The organism is Streptomyces sp. G5(2025) (assembly GCF_049542075.1).
GTDB lineage: Bacteria > Actinomycetota > Actinomycetes > Streptomycetales > Streptomycetaceae > Streptomyces.
Window position 1 is genome coordinate 774,000 of sequence record NZ_JBMUZT010000002.1, and the last position, 23,919, is coordinate 797,918.

Below are 23,919 nucleotides of genomic sequence, written 5' to 3' on the forward strand. Positions count from 1 at the left end.
TGTTTTGATCGTTCAACCGGTCGCTTCCCGCAGCGCCGACCGGCACAGGGCGTCCGCGCGGCGGGTGGTTTCGGGCAGGCGGTAGCGGGGCGTGAGGCGCAGGGCGTGCGCGCACGCGCCCGCCAGCGTCACGCGGTGGCCCGCCGACACGAAGACCGGTTTCACGCCCTCGCGGGTGCGCAGCGCACGACCCACCTCCTCCGTGCCGTCCAGCAGGGGCGAGGCGCTGCCCCGGGGTGCGGCCGGAGCCTCGTAGGAGAAGGTGAAGGGGTTCTTGGCGACGCCCATCGTCGCAAGGCCCGTCAGGACTCCTAGGTGGCTCGCGAGGCCGAAGCGGCGCGGGTGCGCCACGCCGTAGCCGTCGCAGACGACGAGGCCCGGGGCGGCCGTGAGACGGCCGAGTGCGGTGAGCACGGTGGGGATCTCCCGGAAGGCCAGCAGTCCGGGGACGTAGGGGAACGCCACCGTGCCGACCGCCGTCGCCTCCTCGACCACGTCGAGCGTGGCCGCGTCGAGCACGACGACGGCCGCGGCGACGGTGTCGCGCTCGTCGTCGTACGCGACGTCGACCCCGGTCACGTGTCCGGTGCCGGGAGGCGGGCCCGGTTCGTCGAGGACGACGCGGGCCCGCAGCTCGTCCTGGACGGCGCGCGCCGTCTTCTCGTCGGTGGGCCAGTCCCGGGGCAGTGAGCAATTGATCATGGTGCGGGCCAGCCTAGTGGGGCGCCCCCGGCGCCGACCGGCATTAAGGACGCGTAAAGACTGCCGGAAGCAGGCAGTGTGAACTGTCGTACCGGCATGCGATGATCCGTTCGTACCGAGGTGAACGGCATGACGGGGGAAGTGGTCCGATGACGGTCTTTCTGGGTCTCGGCATCGCGGGCATCGTGCTGCTGGTGCTCTCGCTCGTCCTCGACGGGGTGCTCGAAGGCCTCTTCGAAGGAGCGGGCGTGCTGGACGGGCTCTTCGACGGGCTCCTTTCACTGCCGGTCATCGCGGGGTTCGTGTCGATGCTGGGCTTCGGGGGAGCACTCGTGCTCGGCACGACCGGTCTCGGCGCGGGCCCCGCCACTGCGGTGGGGGTCTGCGCCGGGGCCGGGGCCGGCTGGCTCACGCTGAAACTGACCCGTGCCCTGATGCGCGACCAGAGCGCGCCCACACCGCGCGGCGACGACCTCGTCGGCACCTCGGGCTCCGTCGTCACCGCGATCCCGGCCGACGGCTACGGCGAGGTGCTGCTGCGCCTCGCGGGCCAGCCCGTGAAGGTCGCGGCACGCAGCTCCGCCGCCGTGGCGCGGGGCGCCGAGGTGTGGGTCGACGCGTCGCTCTCGCCGACCTCGGTGACCGTACGACCCGTGGAGCGCTGAGCCCGCCCCGGGCACGTACCGACCGACCACCACCGACCGCCGTCACGTCACGTCACGTCACGTCACGTCACGTCACGCACCAACGACCACCATCACGTAACCGATCTGCCGTCCCCGGGTGGCAGGGGGAATGCACCATGAGTCCAGTCCTGACCGCCGTCGTCGGCGTCGTCGTACTCGTCGTCCTGTTGGCGCTCGTCGTCATCACCCGCTACAAGGTCGCGGGGCCCAGTGAGGCCTTCATCGTGACCGGGCGGCGCGGCAAGAGGTCCACCGATCCCGACACCGGCCGTGTCATGACCGATAACAGCGGCCAGAAGGTCGTGGTCGGCGGCGGCGTCTTCGTCGTGCCGTTCGTCCAGCAGAAGTTCACGCTCGACCTGTCCTCGCGCCACATCCCGATCGCGGTGCGCGGCGCCGTCACCCTGCGCGGCGTGAAGGCCAACCTCGAAGGCGTCGCCATCGTGAAGGTCGGCGGCACCGAGGACTCCATCCGCGCCGCCGCGCAGCGCTTCCTCGTACAGCAGGACGGCATCGTCGGCTTCACCCAGGAGGTGCTCTCCGGAGCGCTGCGCTCCATCGTGGGGCGCATGTCGGTGGAGGACATCATCCGGGACCGCGCCGCGTTCGCCGGGCAGGTCGCCGAGGAGGCCGAGGCCAGCCTCTCCGGGCAGGGCCTGGTCCTGGACGCCTTCCAGATCCAGGACATCACCACCGAGGGCTCCTACCTGGAGGACCTCGGCCGCCCCGAGGCCGCCCGCGCCAAGCAGGAGGCGGACATCGCCGAGGCCGTGGCGCGCCGCGCCGCCGAGCAGGCGCGGCTGAAGGCCGAGGAGGAGATCGCGATCGCCCAGCGGACGTTCGCGCTCAAGCAGGCCGAGATCAAGGCGGAGACGGACGAGGCGGCGGCGCGTGCCGCCGCCGCGGGCCCGCTCGCCGAGGCCGCCCGGCAGCAGGACGTCCTGACCGAGCAGGAGAAGGTCGCCCAGCGCCAGGCCGCCCTGACCGACAGCGAACTGGACACCAAGGTCCGCAAGCCCGCCGACGCCGCGCGCTACCAAGCCGAGCAGGAGGCGGAGGCCCGCAGGATCGCCCTGGTCAAGCAGGCCGAGGCCGACGCGCAGCGGGCCCGTCTCACCGGTGAGGGCGAGAAGGCGCACCGTGCCGCGCTCGCCGACGCCGTCCGGCTGGAGGGTGAGGCCGAGGCCGCCGCGATCGGCGCGAAGGGTGCCGCCGAGGCGGAGGCGATGCGCAAGAAGGCCGACGCGTTCGCGCAGTACGGTGACGCCGCCGTCCTGCAGATGGTCGTCGAGGTCCTGCCGAGCGTGGTCGCGAAGGCGTCCGAGCCGCTCAGCGCGGTGGACAAGATGACGGTGATCTCCACGGACGGGGCGAGCCAGCTGTCGCGCACGGTCGCCGACAACGTCGCCCAGGGCATCGAACTCCTCGGCTCCACCACGGGAGTCGACCTCGCCGAGCTGCTGAAGGGCCTCACAGGCGGCAAGGCGTCGGCGCCGACCCCGGCCGCGGCCGCTCCCGCCGCGGTCAACGGCCGGATCGACGTCACCGACTAGGCATACTGCCGCCCATGGATGGACCCTGCGCCCCGCGAGGACGGCGGACATAGAGATCATCGCGGAGCTGCGCGCGACGGTGATGCGGCCGGATCCGGAGCGGCTCGGCCGGTTCGATCCGCACCGGGTGCGGCAGCGGCTGCGGGACTCCTTCTCCGCGGAGCACACCTCGGTGATCGAGACGGACGGCACCTTCGCGGGGTGCGTCACCCTGCGCCCCGCCGAGGGCGGCCACTGGCTCGAACACTTCTATCTGGCCCCGCACCGGCAAGGGCGGGGCCTCGGCTCCGCCGTCCTCGGCACGCTGCTCGAGCGCACCGACGCGGAGGGCTCCACCGTCCGCCTGGACGTGCTGCGGGGCAGCGCCGCCCGGCGGCTGTACGAGCGGCACGGGTTCACGGTGGAGGACGAGGATCCGGTGGACGTGTTCATGGTGCGGGCGCCCCGGACCGCCGCCGGGTGCCCCGGGTAGCCTCGCGATCATGTTCATTCTCGAATTGACCTACACCGCCCCGGTCTCCGCCGTCGACGAGCAGCTGGCCGCCCATGTGGCCTGGCTCGACGAGCTGTACGAGGCCGGGGTCTTCATCGCCTCCGGACGCAAGAACCCCGGGACGGCGGCGTGATCATCGCCGTCGCGGAGGACCGCGCGCGGATCGAGGAGATCACCGCCGCGGACCCGTTCGTGCTGGCCGGCGTCTGCGCGTACCGCATCACGGAGTTCTACGCGACGAAGACGGCACCGGCGCTCGCCCCGTACCGCGAGGAACTGCCCTCCTGACCCGACCGGGGCCCTGTCTCAGCGGGGCTCAAGGCGGGCGATCCGTCCCTTCTCGCCGGACGCCCAGCAGCCCCGGTCCGCGGCGCAGTCGACGGTGTCGAACGACCCCGCGTCGACCGTGCGCCAGGTCCGCCCGCCGTCCCGCGTGACATCGGTGCCCGTCGGGCCGACCGCGAGGGCCGTGGCGCGGCTGTGCGGGAACCACGCGACGCCCGAGCGGTAGGCGGGCGGCGGGCGCCCGGCGGGGGTCCAGGTGCGGCCACCGTCCCCGGTGACCGCGGCCGCCTCGGGCGAGGCCTGGCCCGCCCGGTAGTCGCCGCCGACCGCGATGCCGTGCGTACGGTCGCGGAAGGCGAGGCCGAAGACGCCGCGCGCCGGGTCGCCCGCCGGGATCGGCGCGTCGGCGGGCGTCCAGGTCAGGCCCCGGTCAGCGGAGTGCAGGACACGCGCGCGTGCCGCCCCGCCCGTGGCCAGCCACACGTCACGCGGCCCGGAGGAGACCAGGCACTGACCGCTCGCCGCGAACCCCGCCTCGCCCTCCTGCGCGGCCGGCATGCCGGCGCTCGGCAGGACCTTCCAGGAGCGGCCGCCGTCGGCCGTGGACAGGATGCGGTACTTGCCGTCGACCGGGTCGCTCATGGCCAGGCCGTGGCGGCGGTCGAAGAAGGTCACGCAGTCGTAGAACGCCTTCGCGTCGGTGTTACGGAAGGACTCCGTCCAGGTCGTGCCGCCGTCGTCGGTGCGCAGGATGCGGGACGCCTCGCCCTCGCCGATGGCGAGCACCACCGCGCGGCGGCCGTCGAAGGCCTCCACGTCCCGCAGTTCGAGGCCGGCGCTGCCCGGTGGGGACACATCGCGCCACGTCCTGCCGCCGTCCGAGGTGCGCAGCACCGTCCCCTTGGACCCCGCCACCCACGCCGTGTCGCGGCTGACGGCGGCGAGACCGCGGAACCGGGCGTCCGTGCCGCTGTCCTTGAGCCGCCAGTTCAGGCCCTTGCCCGGGGCGGCCCCCGGCGCGTCCGTGTGCACGGCGCTCGCGGTGCGCGCGGTCGCGGGGGCCGCGAGCAGGGCGGAGGCGAGCGCCGCCCCGGACAGTCCCACCAGCACCGCACGGCCCATCGACTTCGACTTCCCCATGGCCCTCATGGCGGGCGAAGCTAGCCGACGCGCGGGGCCTCGTCCAGATGGCCTGAAGGTGTCTCCCGTACGACCGGCTCCGGGAACCGCGGGCGCTCCCACGGTGTCGCGGTGACAGAGGTCACTCGGTCTCGCCCACTCCGTGTGTGCACGGATCTCGCCATTCCGTCGTCTATTCAGGTGCCGACCCCAGTCGTCCAGCAGTCAGTGAGGGAGCAGGCGTTGTCCACCGTCATCGAGCAAGCCGTAGAGGCCCGCCTGGTCGCCACCGCGCCGCGGATGCCGACCATTCCCGCAACGCTCCATTACGACCGGCGGGACCCCTTCGCCGTAAGGATGAGTTTTCCCGCCCCGGCGACGCTGGAAGGCGTCGAGGTGTACTGGACCTTCGCCCGCGAACTGCTCACGGACGGCGTGGAGCGCGCGGTGGGCGACGGCGACGTGCGGGTGCGCCCGTACGGCTTCGACCGCACGGTCGTGGAGTTCCACGCGCCCGAGGGCACCGCGATCGTCCACATCCGCACCGGGGAGCTCCGGCGTTTCCTGCGCCGCACGACGGCCCTGGTGCCGGTCGGCCAGGAGCACCGCCACGTCGACCTGGACGAGGACCTGGCCGAACTGATGCGGGACGCGTGCTGAGGCGCTGACGCCCATGCCGGTGAGCGCGTCCGCGAGCGGCCCGTACGCCCCTCCAGCGAGGCCTCACGGACAACGGCGTGCGCGGGCCCGGGCGATGCGGGGCCGGCCATGACATTGGGCGGACCTGCGGTCCTTGGCGCCGCCGAACGTGTGCGGCTTGCCGGTGGCCGCGCACATGACCAGGGCCGCGTCGTCCGGCGGCACCTCCCCGACCGGCCGGCGGCCGCGGCGCACCGCCGATGCGTCCGCGTGGAGCGTCTCGGCGCCTCCGGCGCGCTCCACGTCCCAGCGTGTTCCAGGCCGGCAGGAAGAGCCTGGCGGGCAGGGACAGCGTGCCGTGGTGCACGGCGCCTCCCCGTCGGCGTGGCGGTGCCTCAGGGTGGCTCAGTGCCTCAGGGGGCTATCGGCAGTTGCCGCTTGTGCTCGGTGATCCGGTACCGGTGAACGATGGCCGCGGCGGTGTCCTTCGCCACCGGCTCGCCCTCCAGGAAGCCGTCGATGTCGTCGTAGGAGACGCCGAGCGCCTCCTCGTCGGGCTTGCCCGGGGCCAGTGTCTCCAGGTCCGCCGTCGGGACCTTCTCGACCAGCGTGGTCGGTGCGCCGAGGGCCCGTGCCACGGCCCGCACCCGCCGCTTGGTGAGACCGGTGAGCGGTACGACGTCCGCGCCTCCGTCGCCGAACTTGGTGAAGAACCCGGAGGCCGCCTCGGCGGCGTGGTCGGTGCCGACCACCAGGCCCTCGTGCGCTCCCGCCACCGCGTACTGGGCGATCATGCGCTGGCGTGCCTTGATGTTGCCGTGGACGAAGTCCTGGTGGTGCGCGTCGCGGAAGAGCGCGCCGCCGGCCAGTAGGGCGTCCAGGGCCGCGTCGCAGGCCGGCCGCACGTCGACGGTCAGGACCCGGTCGGGCCGGATGAACTCCAGCGCCGCCTGCGCGTCGCTCTCGTCGGCCTGGACGCCGTACGGCAGCCGCATCGCGTAGAACGTCGCGTCCTGCCCGGTGGCGCGGACCCGTTCGACCGCGAGTTGGCACAGCCGACCCGCGGTCGTGGAGTCGACCCCGCCGCTGATGCCGAGCACGAGCGCGCGCAGGCCCGTGGTGGTCAGCTGGTCGGCGAGGAAGGCCACACGGCGCTCGATCTCCGTCGTCGCGTCGAAGTCCGCGCTGACGCGGAGCGTCCGGGCGATCTCCTGCTGGGGAGAGAGCGTCGTGCGGTCGGTCATGGTGGCTCCTGTGTCGAACGGATGGAGTGCGTGGAATTCAGGGGAGGTGGGGGGTCAGGGCCGTCGCGGCACCCTCGGCAGTCCGGTTACCCCCATCACCACCGAATACAACGAGGCCGTCGCGGTGATGAAGAGACGGTTGTTCTTGGGGCCGCCGAAAGCGATGTTGGAGACCGGCTCGGGGATGTTCAGGCGGCCGATGAGCGTTCCGTCCGGGTCGTAGCAGTGCACGCCGCCCTCCATGACCGCCGCCCACAGCCGGCCGCCGTCGTCGAAACGGATGTTGTCGAAGCTGCCGACGCCGTCCGTGGCCCGGGCGAAGACCTCGCCGTCGGAGAGCGTCCCGTCGTCGTGGACGTCGAAGACGCGGATGACCCGGGCCCGCGTGTCGGACACGTAGAGCTGCCGCTCGTCGGGCGAGAAGACGAGCCCGTTCGGTGCCCCGAAGCAGTCGGCGACCAGGCGCACCTCCCCCGTGTCCGGATCGATCCGGTAGACGTTCAGGCCGTCGAGTTCACGTTCGGCGCGGAAACCCTCGTAGTCGCTGGTGATCCCGAAGTCGGGGTCGGAGAACCAGACCGAGCCGTCGGAGCGTACGACCGCGTCGTTCGGGCTGTTGAGCCGCTTGCCGTCGTAGCGGTCGGCGAGCACGGTCACCGTGCCGTCGGGCTCGGTGCGGGTGACCCGGCGGTTGCCCTGCTCGCAGGTGATCAGGCGGCCCTCGCGGTCGAGTGTGTTGCCGTTGCTGTGTCCGGCCTGGCGGCGGAAGACCGAGACGGCGCCGGTCTCCTCGTCCCAGCGCAGCATCCGGTCGTTGGGGATGTCGCTCCAGATCAGCTGGCGCCAGGCGGGGAGGTAGACGGGCCCCTCGGCCCAGCGGCAGCCGCCGTACAGCTTTTCGAGGCGGTCGTCGCCGTTGGCGCATCGTCCGGTGCGGAACCGGTCATCCAGGATCTCGTACAGCGTGGTGTCATCGGAACCAGACATGAATACCCCTAAGCGAGCCGGGACTGAACCTTGTATGGCTGTAGTGGACTATGCCAGAACGCTATATGGTTCCGCCATGAGGATGGTGAACGACATGGACGATGTGGACCGGAAGCTGATCGCGGCGCTCCAGCGGGACGCGACCACCGCGTACGCCGCGCTCGGCAAGGAGGTCGGCCTCTCGGCGGGTGCCGCGCATGAACGGGTGCGCAAGCTCCGCGAGCGCGGCGTGATCCGGCGTACCACCATCGAGGTGGACCCGGCGGCGCTCGGCCGGAGCGTCCTGGCCTTCGTGATGGTGGAGTCGGCCGCTTGGATGGGGGACTCCGCCGACGCCTTCGCGGCGATCCCGGAGATCCAGGAGGCGCACGTCATCGCGGGCAGCGCCTCGGTCCTGGTGAAGGTGCGCGCCGCGACGACGGAACAGCTCCAGGGCGTGCTGCGCAGGCTGTACGCGATCGAGGGGGTGAGCGGAACCCAGGCGACGGTGGCCCTGGAGACCTTCTTCGAACGGCCGGTCCCGCCCCTCTCCCCCGAGGACGGGACCGCGGTGCCTCGATAAACCGTTGACAGGGCCCAGCGGTCCTTCCTACGGTGTACGCGGTTCTGTTGCCGTCGATAGGAGAAGGACGTTGCTCGTCTGAGGTCATGAGACACCGCGTCACGCAGCTTGCGCTGCCGTGCACGTCGCGTGCGACCTCGGCATACGAGCCGTCCCGTCCCCCGGCACAGGCCTTCTCCCTTTCCTGGCCTCACCACCGCCGCGGTGTCTCGAACGCGTTGCCCCTGACCGCGCTCCACACACGCAACCGCGAGGCCTGTATGTCTACTTACTCTGTTTCCTCTGCTTCCCCCACTGCCGTCACCTGCACGTCGCTCGCCTTCACCTGGCCGGACGGCACCGGCGTCTTCGACGGACTCCAGGTGACCTTCGGGCCCGGCCGCACCGGACTCATCGGCGTCAACGGAACAGGCAAATCAACCCTGTTGAAGCTGATCGCGGGTGAACTGGCGCCCACCGAGGGCGCGGTCAAGGTCGCCGGTGAGGTCGGTCATCTGCCGCAGAACGTCACCCTCGACACCGGGCTGCGCGTCGACGAGGTCCTCGGCATCGCCGCGACGCGCGCCGCGCTGCACGCCATCGAGGCGGGCGACGTGCGCGAGGAACACTTCACCGTCGTCGGCGACGACTGGGACGTCGAGGAGCGCGCCCTCGCCACCCTCGACCAGCTCGGGCTCGGCCACATCGGTCTCGACCGCACCACGGGCGAGGTCTCGGGCGGCGAGTCGGTGCTGCTGCGCCTTGCCGCGCTGCTCCTGCGGCGACCGGACGTCCTGTTGCTCGACGAACCCACCAACAACCTCGACCTGTACGCCCGTCGGCGGCTGTACGCGGCCGTCGAGGCCTGGCCCGGAGTCCTCGTCGTGGTCAGCCACGACCGCGAACTCCTGGACCTGGTCGACCAGATCGCCGATCTGCGCGACGGCGAGGTCACCTGGTACGGGGGCAACTTCAGCGCGTACGAGGAGATCATCGCCGCCGAGCAGGAGGCGGCGGAGCGCATGGTGCGCGTCGCCGAGTCCGACCTGCGCAAGCAGAAGCGCGAACTGGCGGACGCGCACGTCAAGTTGGCCCGCCGCAAGCGGTACGGCCAGAAGATGTGGGACCAGAAGCGCGAGCCGAAGATCGTGATGGGCGCGCGCAAACGGGCCGCCCAGGAGTCCGCGGGCAAGCACCGCATCATGCACGAGGAGAAGCTCGCCGAGGCCAAGGAACGCCTCGACGACGCCGTGGAGGCGGTGCGGGACGACGACGAGATCCGCGTCGACCTGCCGCACACCCTGGTGCACCCCGGTCGTACGGTCCTCACCCTGAGCGGTCTCGAACTCTGCTACGGGGCCCGCGTCCAGGGCTGGTTCGAGCTGCGCGGCCCCGAGCGGATCGCGCTGATCGGGCGCAACGGCGCGGGCAAGACGACGCTGCTGCGCACCATCGCGGGGGAGCTGGAGCCGGTCTCCGGCGAAGCGCTGGCACACGTGCCGCTGCGCTTCCTGCCCCAGCGGCTGGACGTGCTCGACGACGACCGTACCGTCGCCGAGAACGTGGCGGCGTACGCCCCTGACGCGACCAACAACCGCGTCCGGGCCCGCCTGGCACGCTTCCTGTTCAAGGGCGCCAAGGCCGATCAGCGGGCGGCGACCCTGTCGGGCGGCGAGCGGTTCCGGGCGGCGCTCGCGGCACTGCTCCTCGCCGAGCCGGCGCCGCAGCTGCTCATGCTCGACGAGCCGACGAACAACCTCGACATGGCGAGCGTGAAGCAGCTCTCGTCGGCCCTGGAGTCGTACCAGGGCGCGCTGATCGTGGCCAGTCACGACCTGCCGTTCCTGGAGTCCATCGGCATCACGCGATGGCTGCTCCTGGACGGGGAACTGAAGGAGATCACCCAGGAAAAGAAGACAGAAGCTGTCGGGTATTCCGGCTAGCTTCGCGCGTATGCCCCAACGAGACGAACAAGACACACCGCGCGACGCGCATCAGCACATCACCATCGCCGGAGCCCGCGAGAACAACCTCAGGGAGGTGGACCTGCGTATCCCCAAAGGCCGCCTCACGGTCTTCACGGGGGTCTCGGGCTCCGGGAAGTCGTCGGTCGTCTTCGACACGATCGCGGTCGAGTCCCAGCGCCAGCTGAACGAGACCTTCACCTGGTTCATGCGCAACCGGCTGCCGAAGTACGAGCGGCCGCACGCGGACACCATCGAGGATCTCTCGCCCGCGATCGTCGTCGACCAGAAGCCGATCGGCGGCCACTCCCGCTCCACCGTGGGCACGATGACGGACATCTACTCGGTGATCAGGGTGCTCTTCTCCCGGCACGGCACGCCCAGCGCGGGCCCGGCGACGGCGTACTCCTTCAACGACCCGTCGGGCATGTGCCCCGCGTGCGAGGGCCTCGGCCGCAGCGTGCGGCCCGACTACGACCGCATCCTCGACCCCACCAGGTCCCTGGCGGAGGGCGCGATCCTCTTCCCGCCGTTCGCCGTGGGGACCTGGCACGGCCAGACCTACACCAACACGCCCGACCTCGACCCGCACAAGCCTGTCGGTCACTTCACCGACGCCGAGCGGGAGTTCCTGTTGCGGGGCGTCCGTGACGGCCGCGGGAAGCCGCGCGCCAGGAAGGTGCCCGTCCACAACACCGGCGGCTCCCGCGACACCGACTACGAGGGCCTCGCGGACCGCTTCGAGCGGCTCTACCTCAACCGCGACCTCTCCTCCCTCTCCCAGAAGACCCGCGACGTCGCGCAGGCCTTTCTCCACGAGGGTCCCTGCCCGGCGTGCCGCGGCGCCCGCCTCAACCCGGCGGCGCTCGCCACCCGGATCAACGGCCTGGGGATCGCCGACTGCACGCGGATGGAAGTCACCGACCTCGTCAAGGAGTTGGCCGGCGTCGACGATCCCGTGGCGGGCCCGGTCGCCGCGGCGGCCGTGGCGGCCCTGGAGCGGATCGAGGCGATCGGCCTCGGCTACCTCAGCCTGGACCGCGAGACGTCCACGCTCTCCGGCGGCGAGGGCCAGCGGCTGAAGATGGTGCGCCATCTCGGCTCCAGCCTCACCGGCATGACGTACATCTTCGACGAACCGAGCGTCGGCCTGCACCCGCGTGACGTGGGGCGCCTGGGCGATCTGCTGCTGCGGCTGCGCGACAAGGGGAACACCATCCTGGTCGTCGAGCACGACCCGGACGTGATCGCGATCGCCGACCACGTCGTCGACATGGGCCCGGCGGCCGGTTCCGGCGGCGGCCTGGTCGTCTTCGAGGGCACCCCGGACGAGCTGCGGCGGGCGGACACCCTCACCGGCCGGCACCTGCGCCGCCTGCGGGGCGTCAAGGAGAACCCGCGCCGGGCGACCGGCGGGCACTGGATCAAGGACGCCGATCTGCACAACCTCAAGAACGTCAGCGTGCGGGTGCCGACGGGTGTGCTCACCGCGGTCACCGGCGTCGCGGGGTCGGGCAAGAGCACGCTGGTGTCGAAGGTGTTCACCGAGGCGCACCCGGACGCCGTGGTCGTCGACCAGTCGTCCATCGGCATCTCGGGCCGCTCGACCCCGGCGACGTACCTCGGGATCATGGACACCGTGCGCAAGCTCTTCGCGCGGGAGACGGGCGCCGAGGCGAGCCTGTTCAGCTTCAACTCCGGTGGCGCGTGCGAGTGTTGCCAGGGGCGCAGGGTCATCTACAGCGACCTGGCGTTCATGGACCCGGTGACCACGACGTGCGAGGCGTGCGAGGGGCGGCGCTTCAAGGACGAGGTGCTGCGCCTGACCGTCGACGGCCGGTCCGTCGTCGACGTACTGGAGATGACCGCCGAGCGCGCGCTGGATTTCTTCGACCGCTTCGACGACACGGCGGTACGCAAGCGCCTGGGCGCCCTGCGGGACGTGGGGCTCACCTATCTCACGCTCGGCCGGCCGCTGAGCACCCTGTCCGGCGGCGAGCGCCAACGCATCAAGCTGGCCACGCAGTTGCACCGCACCGGCACGACCTACGTCCTGGACGAGCCGACCACCGGCCTGCACCTGGCCGACGTCGACGGGCTGCTCGCGCTCCTCGACCGGCTCGTCGACGCCGGGAACACGGTGCTCGTCGTCGAGCACAACCTCGACGTCGTCAAGCACGCGGACTGGGTCATCGACCTCGGCCCCGACGGCGGCAAGCACGGCGGGCGGATCGTCTTCGAGGGCACCCCGGCCCAACTCCTCACGGCCGAGGGGTCATACACGGCGCGGCACCTGCGAGGCGCCCTGGGCCCCGGGCGGGTGCACGCCGCATGACGTGCGGCACCGCCCCGTCCGCGTGAGGAGAGTGCCGTTCGACCGAGGTGCGCTCCAGGTGGGTGACGGGGCGCTCGCGCCGCGCCAGTGAGCGGCGTACGTAGCGGCGCTCGACGCCCACGGCTGGGAGACGCTGGAGGCGGAGCCGGCGGACGACTGCCCGGACTCGGCGTTCACCGAGGACGCGGTGGCCGCCTTCCGGACCATGGCGCTGATCACCCGCCCGGGTGCCGAGGCCAGGCGCGGCGAGACGCCGGGCGCCGAGGAGGCCGGCGGCCGGACCGACGCCGACGGGTGCGGCGGCCGCGGGCGGCCCTCGAACCGCTCGGCGCGCGCATGTCAGACGCGGCACCCTGACGAAGGGGCCTGCGAGGGGGCGCGGCGTCGGACAGCGGCCGTCACTGCGGGCTTGAGTCGGGCGCGCATGCACTGCTCGCCGATCCCGGTTTCGACCCGGTTCCGGTGGACATCAGCGAGTTCGAGACGCTCGCAGGCTGTGTGACGTGCCTCTCAGTCCGGCTCCCTGGACTTTACGCCGGACCAGTAATGAGGCCTTTGTGGCGGGGGACCCGGGTGAGGAGCGGTCCCACGGGCCCTTTACGGAGGGTTTAACCTACGGCAACGTAACCTACGAAACCGTAGGTAGTGCACCGCTCGCACTGCCTGCTCGTAAGCACCCCCGTCCCCGTATGGAGCCCACGTGACGATCACCTCTCCCCACCTCGGCAGCAGCTCGGACAGCTGGACCGATGCCCGGCTGCTCTACGCGCTGGAAGAAGTGGTCGAGCAGGAACTCAACCGCCACCTCAAGGTGGCGAAGGACTGGATGCCCCACGAGTACGTCCCGTTCTCGGACGCCCGTAACTTCCCCGGCTTCTTCGAGGACGGCGAGGCCTGGGAGAAGGGCCAGTCCCCGGTCACCGACATCGGGCGCATCGCCCTGGTGGTGAACCTGCTCACCGAGGACAACCTCCCCAGCTACCACCACGAGATCGCCTCCCTCTTCGGCCGCGACGGCGCCTGGGGCACCTGGGTGCACCGCTGGACCGCCGAGGAGGGCCGCCACGGCATCGTGATGCGCGACTACCTCCTGGCCTCCCGCGCCGTCGACCCGGACGAGCTGGAACGCTTCCGCATGATCCACATGAGCGAGGGCTTCGAGTCGGACAACCGCCACTCGATGCTGCACTCGGTCGCGTACGTGGCGTTCCAGGAGCTGGCGACCCGCATCTCGCACCGCAACACCGGACACCAGTCCGGCGACCCGGTCTGCGACCGCATGCTGGCGCGCATCGCCACCGACGAGAACCTCCACATGGTCTTCTACCGCAACCTGCTCAAGGCCGCCTTCGAGCTCGCGCCGGACCTGACGATGCAGGCCGTGCGGGATGTGGTGGTCAACTTCCGCATGCCGGGCCACGGCATGCCGGGCTTCGAGCGGGCTGCCGCGCAGATGGCCATCGGCGAGGTCTACAACCTGCGCATCCACCACGACGACGTGCTCCAGCCCGTGCTGCGCTTCCTGAAGGTCCTGGAGATCGACGGTCTCGGCCCCGAAGGGCTCCAGGCCCAGGAGGAGCTGGGCTTCTACATGGGCGGCCTCGACGCGGAGGCGTCGAAGTTCGACGAGCGGCTGGCGGCCCGCAAGGCCCGCCTGGAGGCCCGCAAGGCCTGACCCCGCCGCGAGGCCACGAGCAGCGCGCCGCATGACCGATGGGCGTCCAGCCCGGGTCGTGCGGCGCCGCCGCGTGGCCGGTGGGGTCGCTCATCGACGGGCAAACGGGGCGTTGGCGGCTCGATGGCGGCCCACAAGGACGGGGCAAGGCGTGGGGTCGCGCCGCGGCTGCCGGTCGTCGGCCGCACGACCGATCTCCGCCCGCCGGACGGCTGCCGCGGATGCCCCGCGAGCACGGCATGTACGGTCATGTGCGACGCGCTTCCGTAAACCGCGAGGCGCGACCGCTCAAGCACACGGCTCGCCACCCAACCCGGCCTCCGGATCACGCACCGTCACACGTCAATACGCACCGCCAAGTCGAGCCCTCGCCGGGCACGGCACAGCACAGACCCACGGGCCCCGCCAGGCGGCACGGCGCACGCACCGAGCCCGAGCCCTCCGTCAAGGCAAGGCGTGGGGGTGCCGCGCGCCGGGCCGTCTCAAGCGGCGAGGCGCGCACCACCCGCCAAGCCCCGCTCAAGCGCGAGGCAGCGCCCCCCGGCCGGCCGCCGCCGCAAGGCAGCCATGCCCCCCCAGGGCCCCGCCGCCACACGCGACGCCCGCCCCTGAGCCCGAGCCCCGTCAGGGCGAGGCGTGCGCCGCGCGCCGCGCGCCGCGGGTCGCGGGTCGCGGGTCGCGGGTCGCGGGTCGCGGGTCGCGGGTCGCGGGTCGCGGGTCGCACGAGCGTGTCAGCCGCGTGGCGCGCGTCTGAGGGCGTAGCGCTCCTTCTCGGAGAGGCCGCCCCAGACGCCGAACCTCTCGTCGTTGGCGAGTGCGTACTCCAGGCAGGCCGGGCGCATCGCGCACATCCGGCAGATGTCCTTCGCCTCGCGCACCGAGCTCCCGGGCTCGGGGAAGAAGAAGTCCGCTCCGGTCTGTGCGCACAGCGCCTGCTCCTGCCAGGCGAGTTCGGGCTGGGCCGTCATGTCGATCTGCATGCCGTCGATACTGCCCCGGCGCGCGAAACAGACGATCAACGAACGATCAACGACCGCCGGGACGGGTGTTTCGCCCCGGCCCGGACGGACCAAGAGCCCGAGAGCCCCAGAGTCCGGCGAGAGTCCAGAGCCCGAGAGTCCGAACGCGATCACACGCCGCCGGGGCGTCCGGCGCCCGACAAGCGCTGCCCGTCGGACGCCGCGCCAAAACCCGCCGTGGCGAAACGCACCGCACCGGAACACACTGCACGGAAACACCTCGCGCCAAAACCCTCACCCGAGCCCCCCGGCCGCCCACCCCCGACGGCTACGACTTCATCTGCTCGCCGGGAGGTGCCGGCTGAAGCACCGCGAAGCGCGCGCCCGCCGGGTCCGCCAGCTTCGCGAAGCGGCCCACGCCCGCCATCTCCACCGTCGCCATGCGCACCGAGCCGCCGGTCCGCTCGGCCTTGGCGACCGTGTCGTCGCAGTCCTCCACCTGGAAGTACGGCAGCCAGTACGCCCCCGCCTCGGAGGGGTCGCTGTCGAGCGGCACCAGGCCGCCGAACATGTCGTCGGGGGTGCCGTCGGCCGGATGCACCATGGTGTACGAGCCCCCGGGGAAGGCCATCTCGGTGGTCTGCCAGCTGAACACCGAGCCGTAGAACGCGGTGGCCGCGGAGACGTCGGGGGTGTACAGCTCGGTCCAGACCAGGCCACCCGGTTCGTTCAGGACGTCGAGGCCCTTGAGGGAGCCCTGCTGCCAGACCGAGAAGGGCACACCGGCCCCGTCGGCGAGGCCCGCCATGCGGCCGAGGTCGAGGACGTCCACGGGCGTGTAGAGCACCCGGCCGCCGGCCTGCTCGACCGACTTGACCGAGGCGTCCGCGTCCGCCGCGTGGAAGTAGAGCGTCCAGGAGGGCGGCGCCTCGTTTGCCGGGACGGCCATCGCTCCCGCCGCGGTCCTGTCGGAGAGCTGGAACTGGCTGTAGCCCCCCACCTCCGGGCCGCCGCGCTGGAGCTCCCAGCCGAACAGCTCGCGATAGAAATCACTGACAGTGCCGAGGTCGGGGGCACACATGTCCACCCAGACCGGAGCTCCCACAGCGAAACGGGTACTGAGCATGATCGACTCCTTTGTCGCATCTCTGCCGGTGTCTGCCGGCGTCGCACCTCTGTCGGCGTCGCGTCTCTCCGCCGGTGTCGTATGTCTGCCGGCGTCGTGTCTCTCTGCCGCTCCTTCGAGTCTGGCATCCACCACTGACAGTCCGCCTGCCGTCACTTCGTGAACGGGCAAGATTTTTGAGAGCGCTCTCAGTCACAACTCTTGACGCCTCAATCACCCGCCGCGACAGTGGTGCACCACCCCCCACCCCGCCCCCCACCGCGCAGGAGACCTTCCGTGATATCGCGTCGAATGTTCCTGACCACCACCGCGGGTGCCGCGGGCGCCCTCACCTACCCCCTCTGGGGAAGCGCTCTCAGCGCCAGAGCCGGCGCCCGAGTCGGCGGCAAGGCCGCGCCCGCCACCTGCGAACTCGCCCTGAAGAACAAGTCGCTCCCGGGGCGCGTGCACGCCTACGTCACCGGCCACGAACAGGGCACCGGCCGCTGGGTGCTGCTCAAGCCCGACGGTGGTGTCTACCGCCCCGACTCGCCCTCGGCACCGCACACCCCGCTGCCCGTCGACTGCGCCATACCACTCGGCGCGGCGGGTTCGGCGCCCAGAGTACTGACGCTGCCTCAGATGTACGGCGCCCGCGTCTACTTCGCGCGTGACGACAAACTGGACTTCTTCCTCAACCCCGGCCCCGCACTGGTCGAGCCCGCCTTCGCGACCCCGGCTGACCCCAACTACGCCCGCACGTGGTCGTTCTGCGAGTTCACCTTCAACCCCCAGCAGCTTTTCGCCAACATCAGCTACGTGGACCTCGTCACCGCGCTGCCCATCGGCCTGACCCTGGAGGGCGACGCCACCCACACCGTCGCCCCGCTCCCGGACGGCGCCGTGGACAAGATCGCCTCCGGTCTCGTCGCGCAGGCGGCGAAGGACGGGCAGCCGTGGGACGACCTGGTCATCAGGGGCGGCGGCGGAGGCGTACTACGCGTCATCTCACCGCAGAACCTGATGGCGCCCTACTTCGACAGGCCCGACCAGATACCCTTCCGCGACGTCTGGAACCGCTACATCGACCAGGTGTGGGACAAGTACCGCTCCACCGATCTCAGGATCGACCTCCAGGGCGGGCGGGGAGTGTTCACCGGGCGTGTCAGCGGCGACGTACTGACGTTCAACGGCGGGCACTCCTTCGCCAAGCCGACGTCGAAGGACATCTTCACCTGCAACCACGGCCCCTTCACGAACAACCCCGGTGACCCGGACGACAAGAAGGGCCTCCTCGCGCGGCTCGCCGCCGGGTTCAACCGCAGCATCATGCTCACGCACCCGCAGCAGCCGGGTGGCGCGACCGCCGCCGACTACTACCGGGGCGAGGTGACCAACCACTGGTCTCGTGTCGTGCACGCCAACTCCCCCATCGGGTACGCGTTCCCCTACGACGACGTGCGTCCCGACGGGCAACCGGACGTGTCGGGAGCAGCACACGACGGCAATCCTCGGCGGTTCACGGTGAGCGTGGGGTCCTGACCGCGCGGCCCTCCTTGCCGCCGCTTCGGCCCGTCAGGCCGAGGCCCGGCGCACCAGGGCCGTCGGTAGCACGACGTTCACCGGGCCGGGGGCGAAGCCGTCACCGGCCCTGTCGCGCAGGAGCATCCGGGCCATCAACCGGCCCATTTCCTCGATGTCCTGACGGACCGTCGTCAGCGGCGGATCGGCCTGCTCGGCGACCGGCAGCATGTCATCGAAGCCGACCACCGCCACGTCGTCCGGCACCCTCCTGCCCCGTTCCCTGAGAACCCGGAGGGCGCCGGACGCCGACAGGTCGTTGGCCGCGAACACGGCGTCCAACTCCGTTACCCGGTCGAGCAGTTCCCGCATGGCCCGCTCACCTCCCGCGGGCGTGAAGTCGCCCTCGGCGATCAGCCGTGGATCCCCGTCGACCAAAATGTCCCGGTAGCCGTCGAGCCGGTCGACCGCTGAGGTCTGGTCGAGGGCGCCGGTGATGTGCGCGACGCGGCTGCGGCCGAGCCCCACCAGATGGCGCACCGCCTCGCGCGCACCGCCGCGGTTGTCGCAGTCGACGTACGAGGCGTTCGGCTCGCCGGGTCCTGCCTGGGCCCAGCCGGGGCGGCCGCCGAACACGGTCGGCACCCCGGCGCGCCGGATGATGCCGGGCAGCGGATCGTCGAGGTGCAGGGAGAAGACGAGGGCGCCGTCGACGTGGCCGCCGGTGAGGTAGCGGCCGACCCGCTCGTGGTCGTCCCGGCCCTCGGTGAGCAGCAGGACGAGCTGCACGTCGCGCGCGGTCAACTCCTTGCTGATGCCGCGCAGTTGCAGTGCGAAGAACGGGTCGGCGAAGACCCGGGTCTCGGGCTCGGCGATCACCACGGCGACCGCGTCGTGGCGCCGGGTGACCAGGCTGCGGGCGGCGCGGTTGGGGACGTAGCCGAGTTCGTCGACCGCGTGCCGCACCCTCTCGGCAAGCGCCTCGCGCACCCCGGGGTCGCCGTTGACGACGCGGGAGACGGTGGCTCTGGAGACCCCCGCGTGGGCAGCCACGGCCTCCAGGGTCGGGCGCGGTTCCTCGGTCACCTTCGGTCACTCCTCCCTGACGGTGTCAGGGCATCCTCTCTTACGCCTGAGAGAGATCAAGGCCTGGCTGTCCGGCTGCCCGGACTCGACTCGACGCAGACTGTGACGTGCCTGGACGAGGAGCGTGGTTCGGGTGGTGGAACTCACGGGTAGGCGCATGGATGCCGCTCCTGGGGACGAGTCCGGAGGGAGCACCGCCTGTCTTTGCGGCCGGGGCCGGGGCCGGCCCGCGGGGCGCGCCGCCGGAAGACTGTGACGAGGGGGACGCATGCCGGAGGACACAAGGCGCGACGCGGCGGACCGCACGGAGGCCGGCGGTGACGGTGAGGCGGCCGGCGGTGACGGTGAGGCGGCCGGCGCCTCATCCGCTCGGCGCTCCGACTGGACCAAGCGGACCGAGGTCGGGGTGGCGGTACTGGCGGGCCTTTCGACGTTGTTCGCCGCTGTGGCCGCTGTGGTCACCCTCCAGGTTCAGGCCAACCAGGGCCGAACCGAGGTGGACGTGACGCGCCAGGGCCAGATCACCGATCGCTTCAACGTCGCGGTGGGCAACCTCGGCGACCGGGCGGACGAGGTACGCCTCGGCGGGATCTTCGCCCTGCGGCGGATCATGGAGGATTCTCCACGGGACCAGCCGGCGGTGGTGGACGTGCTGTCGGCGTATGTACGCACGCACGCGCCGGCCGCCGGGGGAGGGAAGACAAAGCGGGACGCCGCCGGGCGTCCGGCGCCGGACGTGCGAGCGGCCTTCGAGACGCTGGCCGAACGGGACCCGGACCACGACAAGTCGTCCCGGGTCGATCTGCGTGACACCTACCTGCGCTACATCGGGGTACGCCACAACGCGAACGGCCCCGAAGGAACGGGTCCGCAGCTGGCCGACGCCAACCTGTCCGGCGCCGTCCTGTCCGACGCGCAGCTGAGCCGGACGCGGCTTTCGGGAACGTATCTCGTCGGTACTCGGATGGAGGACGCCGATCTACGAGGGGCGGACCTGAGCGATGCCGACCTGCGCGGCGCCAAGCTGGCGGGCGCCGATCTGAGGGGCGCCGACCTGCGTGGCGCCCGGCTCCGCGCCGGGGACGCGGCTGACGGCGACGACAAGAGCGGCTCCGGCAAGCGCGCCAAAGTCTCCGGGAGCCCGGCCGAGGTGAGCGTGGAACAACTCCTCACAGCTCGCCTGGACCGCACGACCGTGCTCCCCTTCGCCCTGAAACGTGACCCTCGTATCCGCGACCGCCTCTCGGGCGAGCAGGCCCATTGAAGCGGCACTCGTGCACTACCCGTGGCCATGTCCCCCGGGCTTCGCCGCGCCCCCGGCGCGATGGTGCGGCTCATAGTCCGGAATCGTCCCGTCCTTCTTCTTCACCAGGAACAGCCCCGCCATCCCCATGTCCGAGTGGCTCTGCACATGGCAGTGGTACATCCAGGCCCCGGCGCCCACCCCCTCCCCCGCGACGACCTGGAAGCCGAAGGAGTCGCCCGGGCCCGTGATCTTGTCGTCCAGGATCTGGCTCGGGTCGTCGGGGCCGGTGAGCATGCCCGTGCGGTTGTCCGCCCAGCGGTGACCGTGCACGTGGAACGTGTGGTAGTACTCGCCGTGGGTGATCGACACGAACTCGACCCGGTCGCCCACCGTGGCCTCGAAGTTCGGGCTGTCGTGGCCGGATCTGTTGTTGATCGTCATGTCGTTGAAGACGATCGTGAAGGTCTTGTCGGGCAGCAGATCCCCCTTGCGGCGCACGATCAGCGGACCGTAGAGCCCCTTCCGCACACCCCCCGTGCCGTGGTCCGTGCCGACCACGTGATCGTGGTAGTGCCAGTAGCCCGCCGTGCCGGGCCGCCACGTGCCGTCCTTGCGGCGGCCCGGCGCGTGGGTGCGCCAGGTGTAGGTGCGCTTGCCGCCCGGCTCGACGTCGCTCCTGGTGTGCTTCGTGCCATCGCTGGAGATCTCGTAGTCCATGCCGTGGACGTGCAGGCTGGCGGCCACGTCCATGGCGTTCTCGAACTCGATGTGCAGGGTGTCGCCTTCGTTGAGTTCGATGAGCGGGCCCGGGATGGTCGCCTTGCCCTTCTCCAGGCCGTATCCCAGCTGCCCGTCGGGGAGCTTCTCGGCGTACATCTTGATGCGCCTGACCTCACCGCCCGCGGGCGCGGTCCTCGGCGGCCCCTCGGCGGGCACGGCGTCCGGCGCGTTCGTGAGCGACAACGATGTCACGCCCGCTGCCGCCGCCGCGCCGCCCGCGAGCATCCTCCGGTTGAAGCTCCGTCTGTCCATGCCGAACTCCCCACTGCTGTACGGAGACTGGCGGGGCACTGGGGCCCCCGGGCGGCCACACGGTATCGGCCGGGTCTTCGTTTATCCACACTCAGGACAAAGTTCGGCCTATCGCGGTGATACCTATTGGCGAGTTGCTAAAAGAGGTCTAGCTTCATCGGCGCTGTTGCTGTGACCGACGAGGGGTGGGTGTAGTCATGCGGCGCACACCGCATCAAGAGCCCTTGACCGTACGAGGGTTGCGCAGAACACGACGCAGACCGAACCGCTCGCGCCGGGCCTGGACGGCCGCTCTGCTGTCGGGAGCCCTGGTCACCGGGGCCCTCTCGGCACAGGCCGCCTCGGCGCGGCCGTACCCGGAACCGCCGTTGACAACGATGTCCCTGCCTTCGCCGCCCGGCGGTGCCAACGTCAAGGTCCTTGTCTTCCACGGCTCGGCGGCGGGCGGCGACGAGTCCCCCGTCGTCAACGCCGGCATCGAGGCGATCGAGAAGATCGGCCAATCCGGCCCGGCCGCCCAGCGGTTCAGGATCGTGGCGACGGATGATCCGTCCGTGTTCACGAACGAGCGAAAGCTCGGCACCTTCAACGCCGTGGCCTTCCTGACCGGTGGCGGCGACATCCTCGACCCCGAGCAGGAAGCGGGCCTTGAGGCCTACATGGAGGCCGGTGGCGGCTTCCTCGGCATCCACGACGCGGCCCGCGCCGAGCCGTACTCGACCTGGTTCACCGGCCTGATCGGCGCCCGCCCCGCCGAGCCGAGCCCGACGAACGTCCAGCGGGCGACCGTCGAGGTCGGCGACCGCGAGCACCCGGCGACCAAGGGCCTGCCCCTCCAGTGGAAGCGGCCCGACCGGTGGCTGAACTGGACGAAGAACGCCTCGGGCGACGTGCACACGGTCGCCCGCGTACGGGAGTCGACGTACCAGCCGGGCCAGGGCAGGAACGGCTGGGACCACCCGGTGTCGTGGTGCCGTGACTACGACGGCGGACGCTCCTTCTACACCGGCATGGGCGGCACGGCGTCGTCGTACGACGAAGGGGACTTCCGCGGCCATCTGCGCGGCGCCCTGCTGTGGACGACCCGCATCGCGCGCGCCGACTGCAAGGCGACGATCAACGCCAACTACAGGGCGGAGCGGCTGACCCAGGCCAATCAGCCGGGGCAGAACGACCAGATCGGCGAGCCGCACGGCCTGGTCACCGCACCCGACGGGCGGGTCCTCTACATCGGCCGCGGCGGCGCAGACTCCTCCCGGCCGGTGATCACCGACTGGAACAACCCGGACATCGGTAAGGGCACGGGCGAGATCCACGTCTACGACCCGAGGACCAAGAAGGTGACGCTCGCGGGCGCCCTGTCGGTCTTCGGCAACAAGGGCGGCGGCGATGAGCTGATCAAGGTCGAGGAGGGGCTGCTCGGTATCGAGGTGGACCCGGAGTTCGAGCGGAACGGGTGGGTGTACCTGCACTACACACCCCACGCGAAGATCAACCGCGAGACGCACATGGCGCAGCGGTACGTCTCCCGCTTCACGCTCGACCGGGCCACGAACAAGCTGGACATGGGCAGCGAGAAGGTGCTGCTCAAGTGGCCGGTGCAGATCCACAGCTGCTGCCACTCGGGCGGCGGGATGGCCTGGGACTCCAAGGGCAACCTGTACATCGCGACCGGCGACAACAACTCCTCGCGGTTCACGGACGGTTACTCGGGCAACAACCCCGAGCCGAACTTCAAGGGCGTCTCCTTCGCCGACGCCCGCCGCACGGCCGGCAACACCAACAACCTCAACGGCAAGATCCTGCGCATCCACCCGGAGCCCGACGGGACGTACACGCTCCCCGAAGGGAACCTCTTCACCGGCAAGGAGCAGGACGAGGGTGGCGGCAAGACGCGCGGCGAGATCTATGTGATGGGCGTCAGGAACCCGGCGCGCATCTCCATCGACAAGAAGACCGACACGCTGTACGTGGGGTGGGTCGGCCCGGACGCGTCCGCGCCGTCGACGACGTGGGGCCCGGCGAAGTACGACACGTTCGCCGCGATCACGCACGCCTCCAACCGCGGCTGGCCGTACTGCATGGGCAACAACCAGCCCTACCGCGACCGGAACCTGCCGGACCCGTCGAAGCCGCTCGGCTGGTACGACTGCGAGAACCTCAAGAACGAGTCGCCCAACAACGACGGCCTGGTGAACATCCCGCCGGCCGAGCCCAACAACATCTGGTACTCGCCGCAGGGCGGCGGCATCGACTACCCGCGCGACGCGAACGGCGTGCCGAGCTACAGGACGGAGGAGCAGAAGCAGCTCCTGCCGTGGCTCAAGGGCGGCGGCCAGGCCACGATGAACGGCCCGGTCTACCGCCATGACGCGGCGAGCGCGAGCGCCGACGCGTGGCCTTCGTACTGGGACGGCAAGTGGTTCGTCGGCGACTTCTACGACGGCGACCAGCCGCGGCACGCGGTGCTCACCGACCCGAAAACGGTCGGCGACGGCGGTCTGCCGGTGCACGCCGAATCGTTGAAGAAGATCATCCCGATCGGCAACGACGGCATCAGGAACCTCATGGACTGGAAGTTCGCGCCGGACGGCTCCCTGTACGTCCTGGACTACGGCCGCGGCTTCTTCACCTCGGACTCCAAGTCCGCGCTGTGGCGCGTGACGTACAGGGGCGGCGGGCCGACCCCGGCCGCCGGTGATCTGGCGAGGAGGGCGGGATGAGGCGTTCCCCGACAGCACAGACCG

The 23,919-nt window shown here is 71.1% G+C and carries 20 protein-coding genes and 2 pseudogenes; 13 read left to right on the plus strand and 9 right to left on the minus strand.

Going from position 1 to position 23,919, the window contains the following annotated elements:
* Positions 1-12 precede the first annotated feature (12 nt).
* Complete coding sequence (locus ACOBQB_RS03845; RefSeq protein WP_423588771.1) at positions 13-702, minus strand: endonuclease V; 690 nt, start codon at positions 700-702, stop codon at positions 13-15.
* A 149-nt stretch (positions 703-851) separates the two neighbouring features.
* Here ACOBQB_RS03845 and ACOBQB_RS03850 point away from each other — a divergent pair, with 149 nt between their 5' ends.
* The 4 genes and pseudogenes from ACOBQB_RS03850 (at position 852) to ACOBQB_RS03865 (ending at position 3,722) form a co-directional block, all read left to right on the plus strand.
* Positions 852-1,367 carry a hypothetical protein gene (locus ACOBQB_RS03850; protein ID WP_423588773.1) on the plus strand — a complete coding sequence of 172 codons (516 nt, stop codon included), beginning with the start codon at positions 852-854 and terminating at the stop codon, positions 1,365-1,367.
* A 137-nt stretch (positions 1,368-1,504) separates the two neighbouring features.
* Positions 1,505-2,941 (plus strand): flotillin family protein, encoded by a 1,437-nt coding sequence (locus ACOBQB_RS03855; RefSeq protein WP_423588775.1) that lies wholly within the window; start codon positions 1,505-1,507, stop codon positions 2,939-2,941.
* A 25-nt stretch (positions 2,942-2,966) separates the two neighbouring features.
* Entirely contained in the window at positions 2,967-3,413 is a 447-nt protein-coding gene (locus tag ACOBQB_RS03860) for a GNAT family N-acetyltransferase (RefSeq protein ID WP_423590373.1), read from the plus strand.
* A 10-nt stretch (positions 3,414-3,423) separates the two neighbouring features.
* Positions 3,424-3,722, plus strand: a pseudogene (locus ACOBQB_RS03865) (YciI family protein).
* Positions 3,723-3,740: 18 nt separating this feature from the next.
* Here ACOBQB_RS03865 and ACOBQB_RS03870 read toward each other — a convergent pair.
* On the minus strand, positions 3,741-4,868 hold the full coding sequence (locus ACOBQB_RS03870) for a WD40/YVTN/BNR-like repeat-containing protein (RefSeq protein ID WP_423588777.1): 1,128 nt from the start codon (positions 4,866-4,868) through the stop codon (positions 3,741-3,743).
* 213 nt (positions 4,869-5,081) lie between these two features.
* On the opposite strand from ACOBQB_RS03870, the gene ACOBQB_RS03875 reads away from it, so the two are divergent.
* Positions 5,082-5,498: an SsgA family sporulation/cell division regulator gene (locus tag ACOBQB_RS03875; protein ID WP_423588779.1), complete on the plus strand. Its 417-nt coding sequence runs from the start codon at positions 5,082-5,084 to the stop codon at positions 5,496-5,498.
* 63 nt (positions 5,499-5,561) lie between these two features.
* Here the strand turns inward: ACOBQB_RS03875 and ACOBQB_RS03880 are convergent, their stop codons facing one another.
* From ACOBQB_RS03880 to ACOBQB_RS03890, 3 genes are all read right to left on the minus strand, one after another.
* Positions 5,562-5,780 carry a hypothetical protein gene (locus tag ACOBQB_RS03880; RefSeq protein ID WP_423588781.1) on the minus strand — a complete coding sequence of 73 codons (219 nt, stop codon included), beginning with the start codon at positions 5,778-5,780 and terminating at the stop codon, positions 5,562-5,564.
* A 110-nt stretch (positions 5,781-5,890) separates the two neighbouring features.
* Positions 5,891-6,721 (minus strand): ammonia-dependent NAD(+) synthetase, encoded by an 831-nt coding sequence (nadE, locus tag ACOBQB_RS03885; protein WP_423588783.1) that lies wholly within the window; start codon positions 6,719-6,721, stop codon positions 5,891-5,893.
* Between the two features lie 54 nt (positions 6,722-6,775).
* Positions 6,776-7,708, minus strand: coding sequence for an SMP-30/gluconolactonase/LRE family protein (locus ACOBQB_RS03890; RefSeq protein WP_423588785.1), 933 nt, complete (start codon positions 7,706-7,708; stop codon positions 6,776-6,778).
* 94 nt (positions 7,709-7,802) lie between these two features.
* Between ACOBQB_RS03890 and ACOBQB_RS03895 the strand changes: the two genes are divergently transcribed.
* From ACOBQB_RS03895 to ACOBQB_RS03915, 5 genes and pseudogenes are all read left to right on the plus strand, one after another.
* A complete protein-coding gene (locus tag ACOBQB_RS03895) occupies positions 7,803-8,270 on the plus strand; it encodes an Lrp/AsnC family transcriptional regulator (protein WP_423590375.1) in 468 nt (155 codons plus the stop codon).
* A gap of 260 nt (positions 8,271-8,530) precedes the next feature.
* Positions 8,531-10,192: an ABC-F family ATP-binding cassette domain-containing protein gene (locus ACOBQB_RS03900; RefSeq protein ID WP_423588788.1), complete on the plus strand. Its 1,662-nt coding sequence runs from the start codon at positions 8,531-8,533 to the stop codon at positions 10,190-10,192.
* Positions 10,193-10,202: 10 nt separating this feature from the next.
* Positions 10,203-12,548 carry an ATP-binding cassette domain-containing protein gene (locus ACOBQB_RS03905; protein WP_423588790.1) on the plus strand — a complete coding sequence of 782 codons (2,346 nt, stop codon included), beginning with the start codon at positions 10,203-10,205 and terminating at the stop codon, positions 12,546-12,548.
* 94 nt (positions 12,549-12,642) lie between these two features.
* Positions 12,643-13,082: pseudogene (locus ACOBQB_RS03910) on the plus strand (N(G),N(G)-dimethylarginine dimethylaminohydrolase); the annotation flags it as partial.
* A gap of 166 nt (positions 13,083-13,248) precedes the next feature.
* Positions 13,249-14,223 carry an acyl-ACP desaturase gene (locus ACOBQB_RS03915; RefSeq protein WP_423588792.1) on the plus strand — a complete coding sequence of 325 codons (975 nt, stop codon included), beginning with the start codon at positions 13,249-13,251 and terminating at the stop codon, positions 14,221-14,223.
* Positions 14,224-14,954: 731 nt separating this feature from the next.
* Here the strand turns inward: ACOBQB_RS03915 and ACOBQB_RS03920 are convergent.
* Positions 14,955-15,203, minus strand: a complete 249-nt coding sequence (locus tag ACOBQB_RS03920) for a WhiB family transcriptional regulator (RefSeq protein ID WP_423588794.1) — start codon at positions 15,201-15,203, stop codon at positions 14,955-14,957.
* Between the two features lie 307 nt (positions 15,204-15,510).
* Positions 15,511-16,308 (minus strand): VOC family protein, encoded by a 798-nt coding sequence (locus ACOBQB_RS03925; protein WP_423588796.1) that lies wholly within the window; start codon positions 16,306-16,308, stop codon positions 15,511-15,513.
* 276 nt (positions 16,309-16,584) lie between these two features.
* Between ACOBQB_RS03925 and ACOBQB_RS03930 the strand changes: the two genes are divergently transcribed.
* Entirely contained in the window at positions 16,585-17,829 is a 1,245-nt protein-coding gene (locus tag ACOBQB_RS03930; RefSeq protein ID WP_423588798.1) for a glycoside hydrolase family 64 protein, read from the plus strand.
* A 33-nt stretch (positions 17,830-17,862) separates the two neighbouring features.
* On the opposite strand, the gene ACOBQB_RS03935 is transcribed toward ACOBQB_RS03930, so the two are convergent.
* The gene (locus ACOBQB_RS03935; RefSeq protein WP_423588799.1) at positions 17,863-18,894 is read right to left on the minus strand and encodes a LacI family DNA-binding transcriptional regulator; all 1,032 of its coding nucleotides are present in this window, start codon (positions 18,892-18,894) and stop codon (positions 17,863-17,865) included.
* Between the two features lie 268 nt (positions 18,895-19,162).
* On the opposite strand from ACOBQB_RS03935, the gene ACOBQB_RS03940 reads away from it, so the two are divergent.
* A complete protein-coding gene (locus ACOBQB_RS03940) occupies positions 19,163-20,158 on the plus strand; it encodes a pentapeptide repeat-containing protein (RefSeq protein WP_423588801.1) in 996 nt (331 codons plus the stop codon).
* Between the two features lie 15 nt (positions 20,159-20,173).
* Here the strand turns inward: ACOBQB_RS03940 and ACOBQB_RS03945 are convergent, their stop codons facing one another.
* Positions 20,174-21,172 carry a multicopper oxidase domain-containing protein gene (locus ACOBQB_RS03945; RefSeq protein WP_423588803.1) on the minus strand — a complete coding sequence of 333 codons (999 nt, stop codon included), beginning with the start codon at positions 21,170-21,172 and terminating at the stop codon, positions 20,174-20,176.
* A gap of 197 nt (positions 21,173-21,369) precedes the next feature.
* Between ACOBQB_RS03945 and ACOBQB_RS03950 the strand changes: the two genes are divergently transcribed.
* Positions 21,370-23,895 carry a ThuA domain-containing protein gene (locus tag ACOBQB_RS03950; protein ID WP_423588804.1) on the plus strand — a complete coding sequence of 842 codons (2,526 nt, stop codon included), beginning with the start codon at positions 21,370-21,372 and terminating at the stop codon, positions 23,893-23,895.
* The last annotated feature ends 24 nt before the right edge of the window (positions 23,896-23,919 follow it).

What these genes read in the sequence shown, in the direction of transcription:
- ACOBQB_RS03845 (WP_423588771.1), bottom strand. Translation starts at nt 702, where the DNA reads ATGATCAATTGCTCACTGCCCCGGGACTGGCCCACCGACGAGAAGACG.
- ACOBQB_RS03850 (WP_423588773.1), top strand. Translation starts at nt 852, where the DNA reads ATGACGGTCTTTCTGGGTCTCGGCATCGCGGGCATCGTGCTGCTGGTG.
- ACOBQB_RS03855 (WP_423588775.1), top strand. Translation starts at nt 1,505, where the DNA reads ATGAGTCCAGTCCTGACCGCCGTCGTCGGCGTCGTCGTACTCGTCGTC.
- ACOBQB_RS03870 (WP_423588777.1), bottom strand. Translation starts at nt 4,868, where the DNA reads ATGAGGGCCATGGGGAAGTCGAAGTCGATGGGCCGTGCGGTGCTGGTG.
- nadE (WP_423588783.1), bottom strand. Translation starts at nt 6,721, where the DNA reads ATGACCGACCGCACGACGCTCTCTCCCCAGCAGGAGATCGCCCGGACG.
- ACOBQB_RS03890 (WP_423588785.1), bottom strand. Translation starts at nt 7,708, where the DNA reads ATGTCTGGTTCCGATGACACCACGCTGTACGAGATCCTGGATGACCGG.
- ACOBQB_RS03895 (WP_423590375.1), top strand. Translation starts at nt 7,803, where the DNA reads ATGGACGATGTGGACCGGAAGCTGATCGCGGCGCTCCAGCGGGACGCG.
- ACOBQB_RS03900 (WP_423588788.1), top strand. Translation starts at nt 8,531, where the DNA reads ATGTCTACTTACTCTGTTTCCTCTGCTTCCCCCACTGCCGTCACCTGC.
- ACOBQB_RS03905 (WP_423588790.1), top strand. Translation starts at nt 10,203, where the DNA reads ATGCCCCAACGAGACGAACAAGACACACCGCGCGACGCGCATCAGCAC.
- ACOBQB_RS03920 (WP_423588794.1), bottom strand. Translation starts at nt 15,203, where the DNA reads ATGCAGATCGACATGACGGCCCAGCCCGAACTCGCCTGGCAGGAGCAG.
- ACOBQB_RS03925 (WP_423588796.1), bottom strand. Translation starts at nt 16,308, where the DNA reads ATGCTCAGTACCCGTTTCGCTGTGGGAGCTCCGGTCTGGGTGGACATG.
- ACOBQB_RS03940 (WP_423588801.1), top strand. Translation starts at nt 19,163, where the DNA reads ATGCCGGAGGACACAAGGCGCGACGCGGCGGACCGCACGGAGGCCGGC.
- ACOBQB_RS03945 (WP_423588803.1), bottom strand. Translation starts at nt 21,172, where the DNA reads ATGGACAGACGGAGCTTCAACCGGAGGATGCTCGCGGGCGGCGCGGCG.
- ACOBQB_RS03950 (WP_423588804.1), top strand. Translation starts at nt 21,370, where the DNA reads ATGCGGCGCACACCGCATCAAGAGCCCTTGACCGTACGAGGGTTGCGC.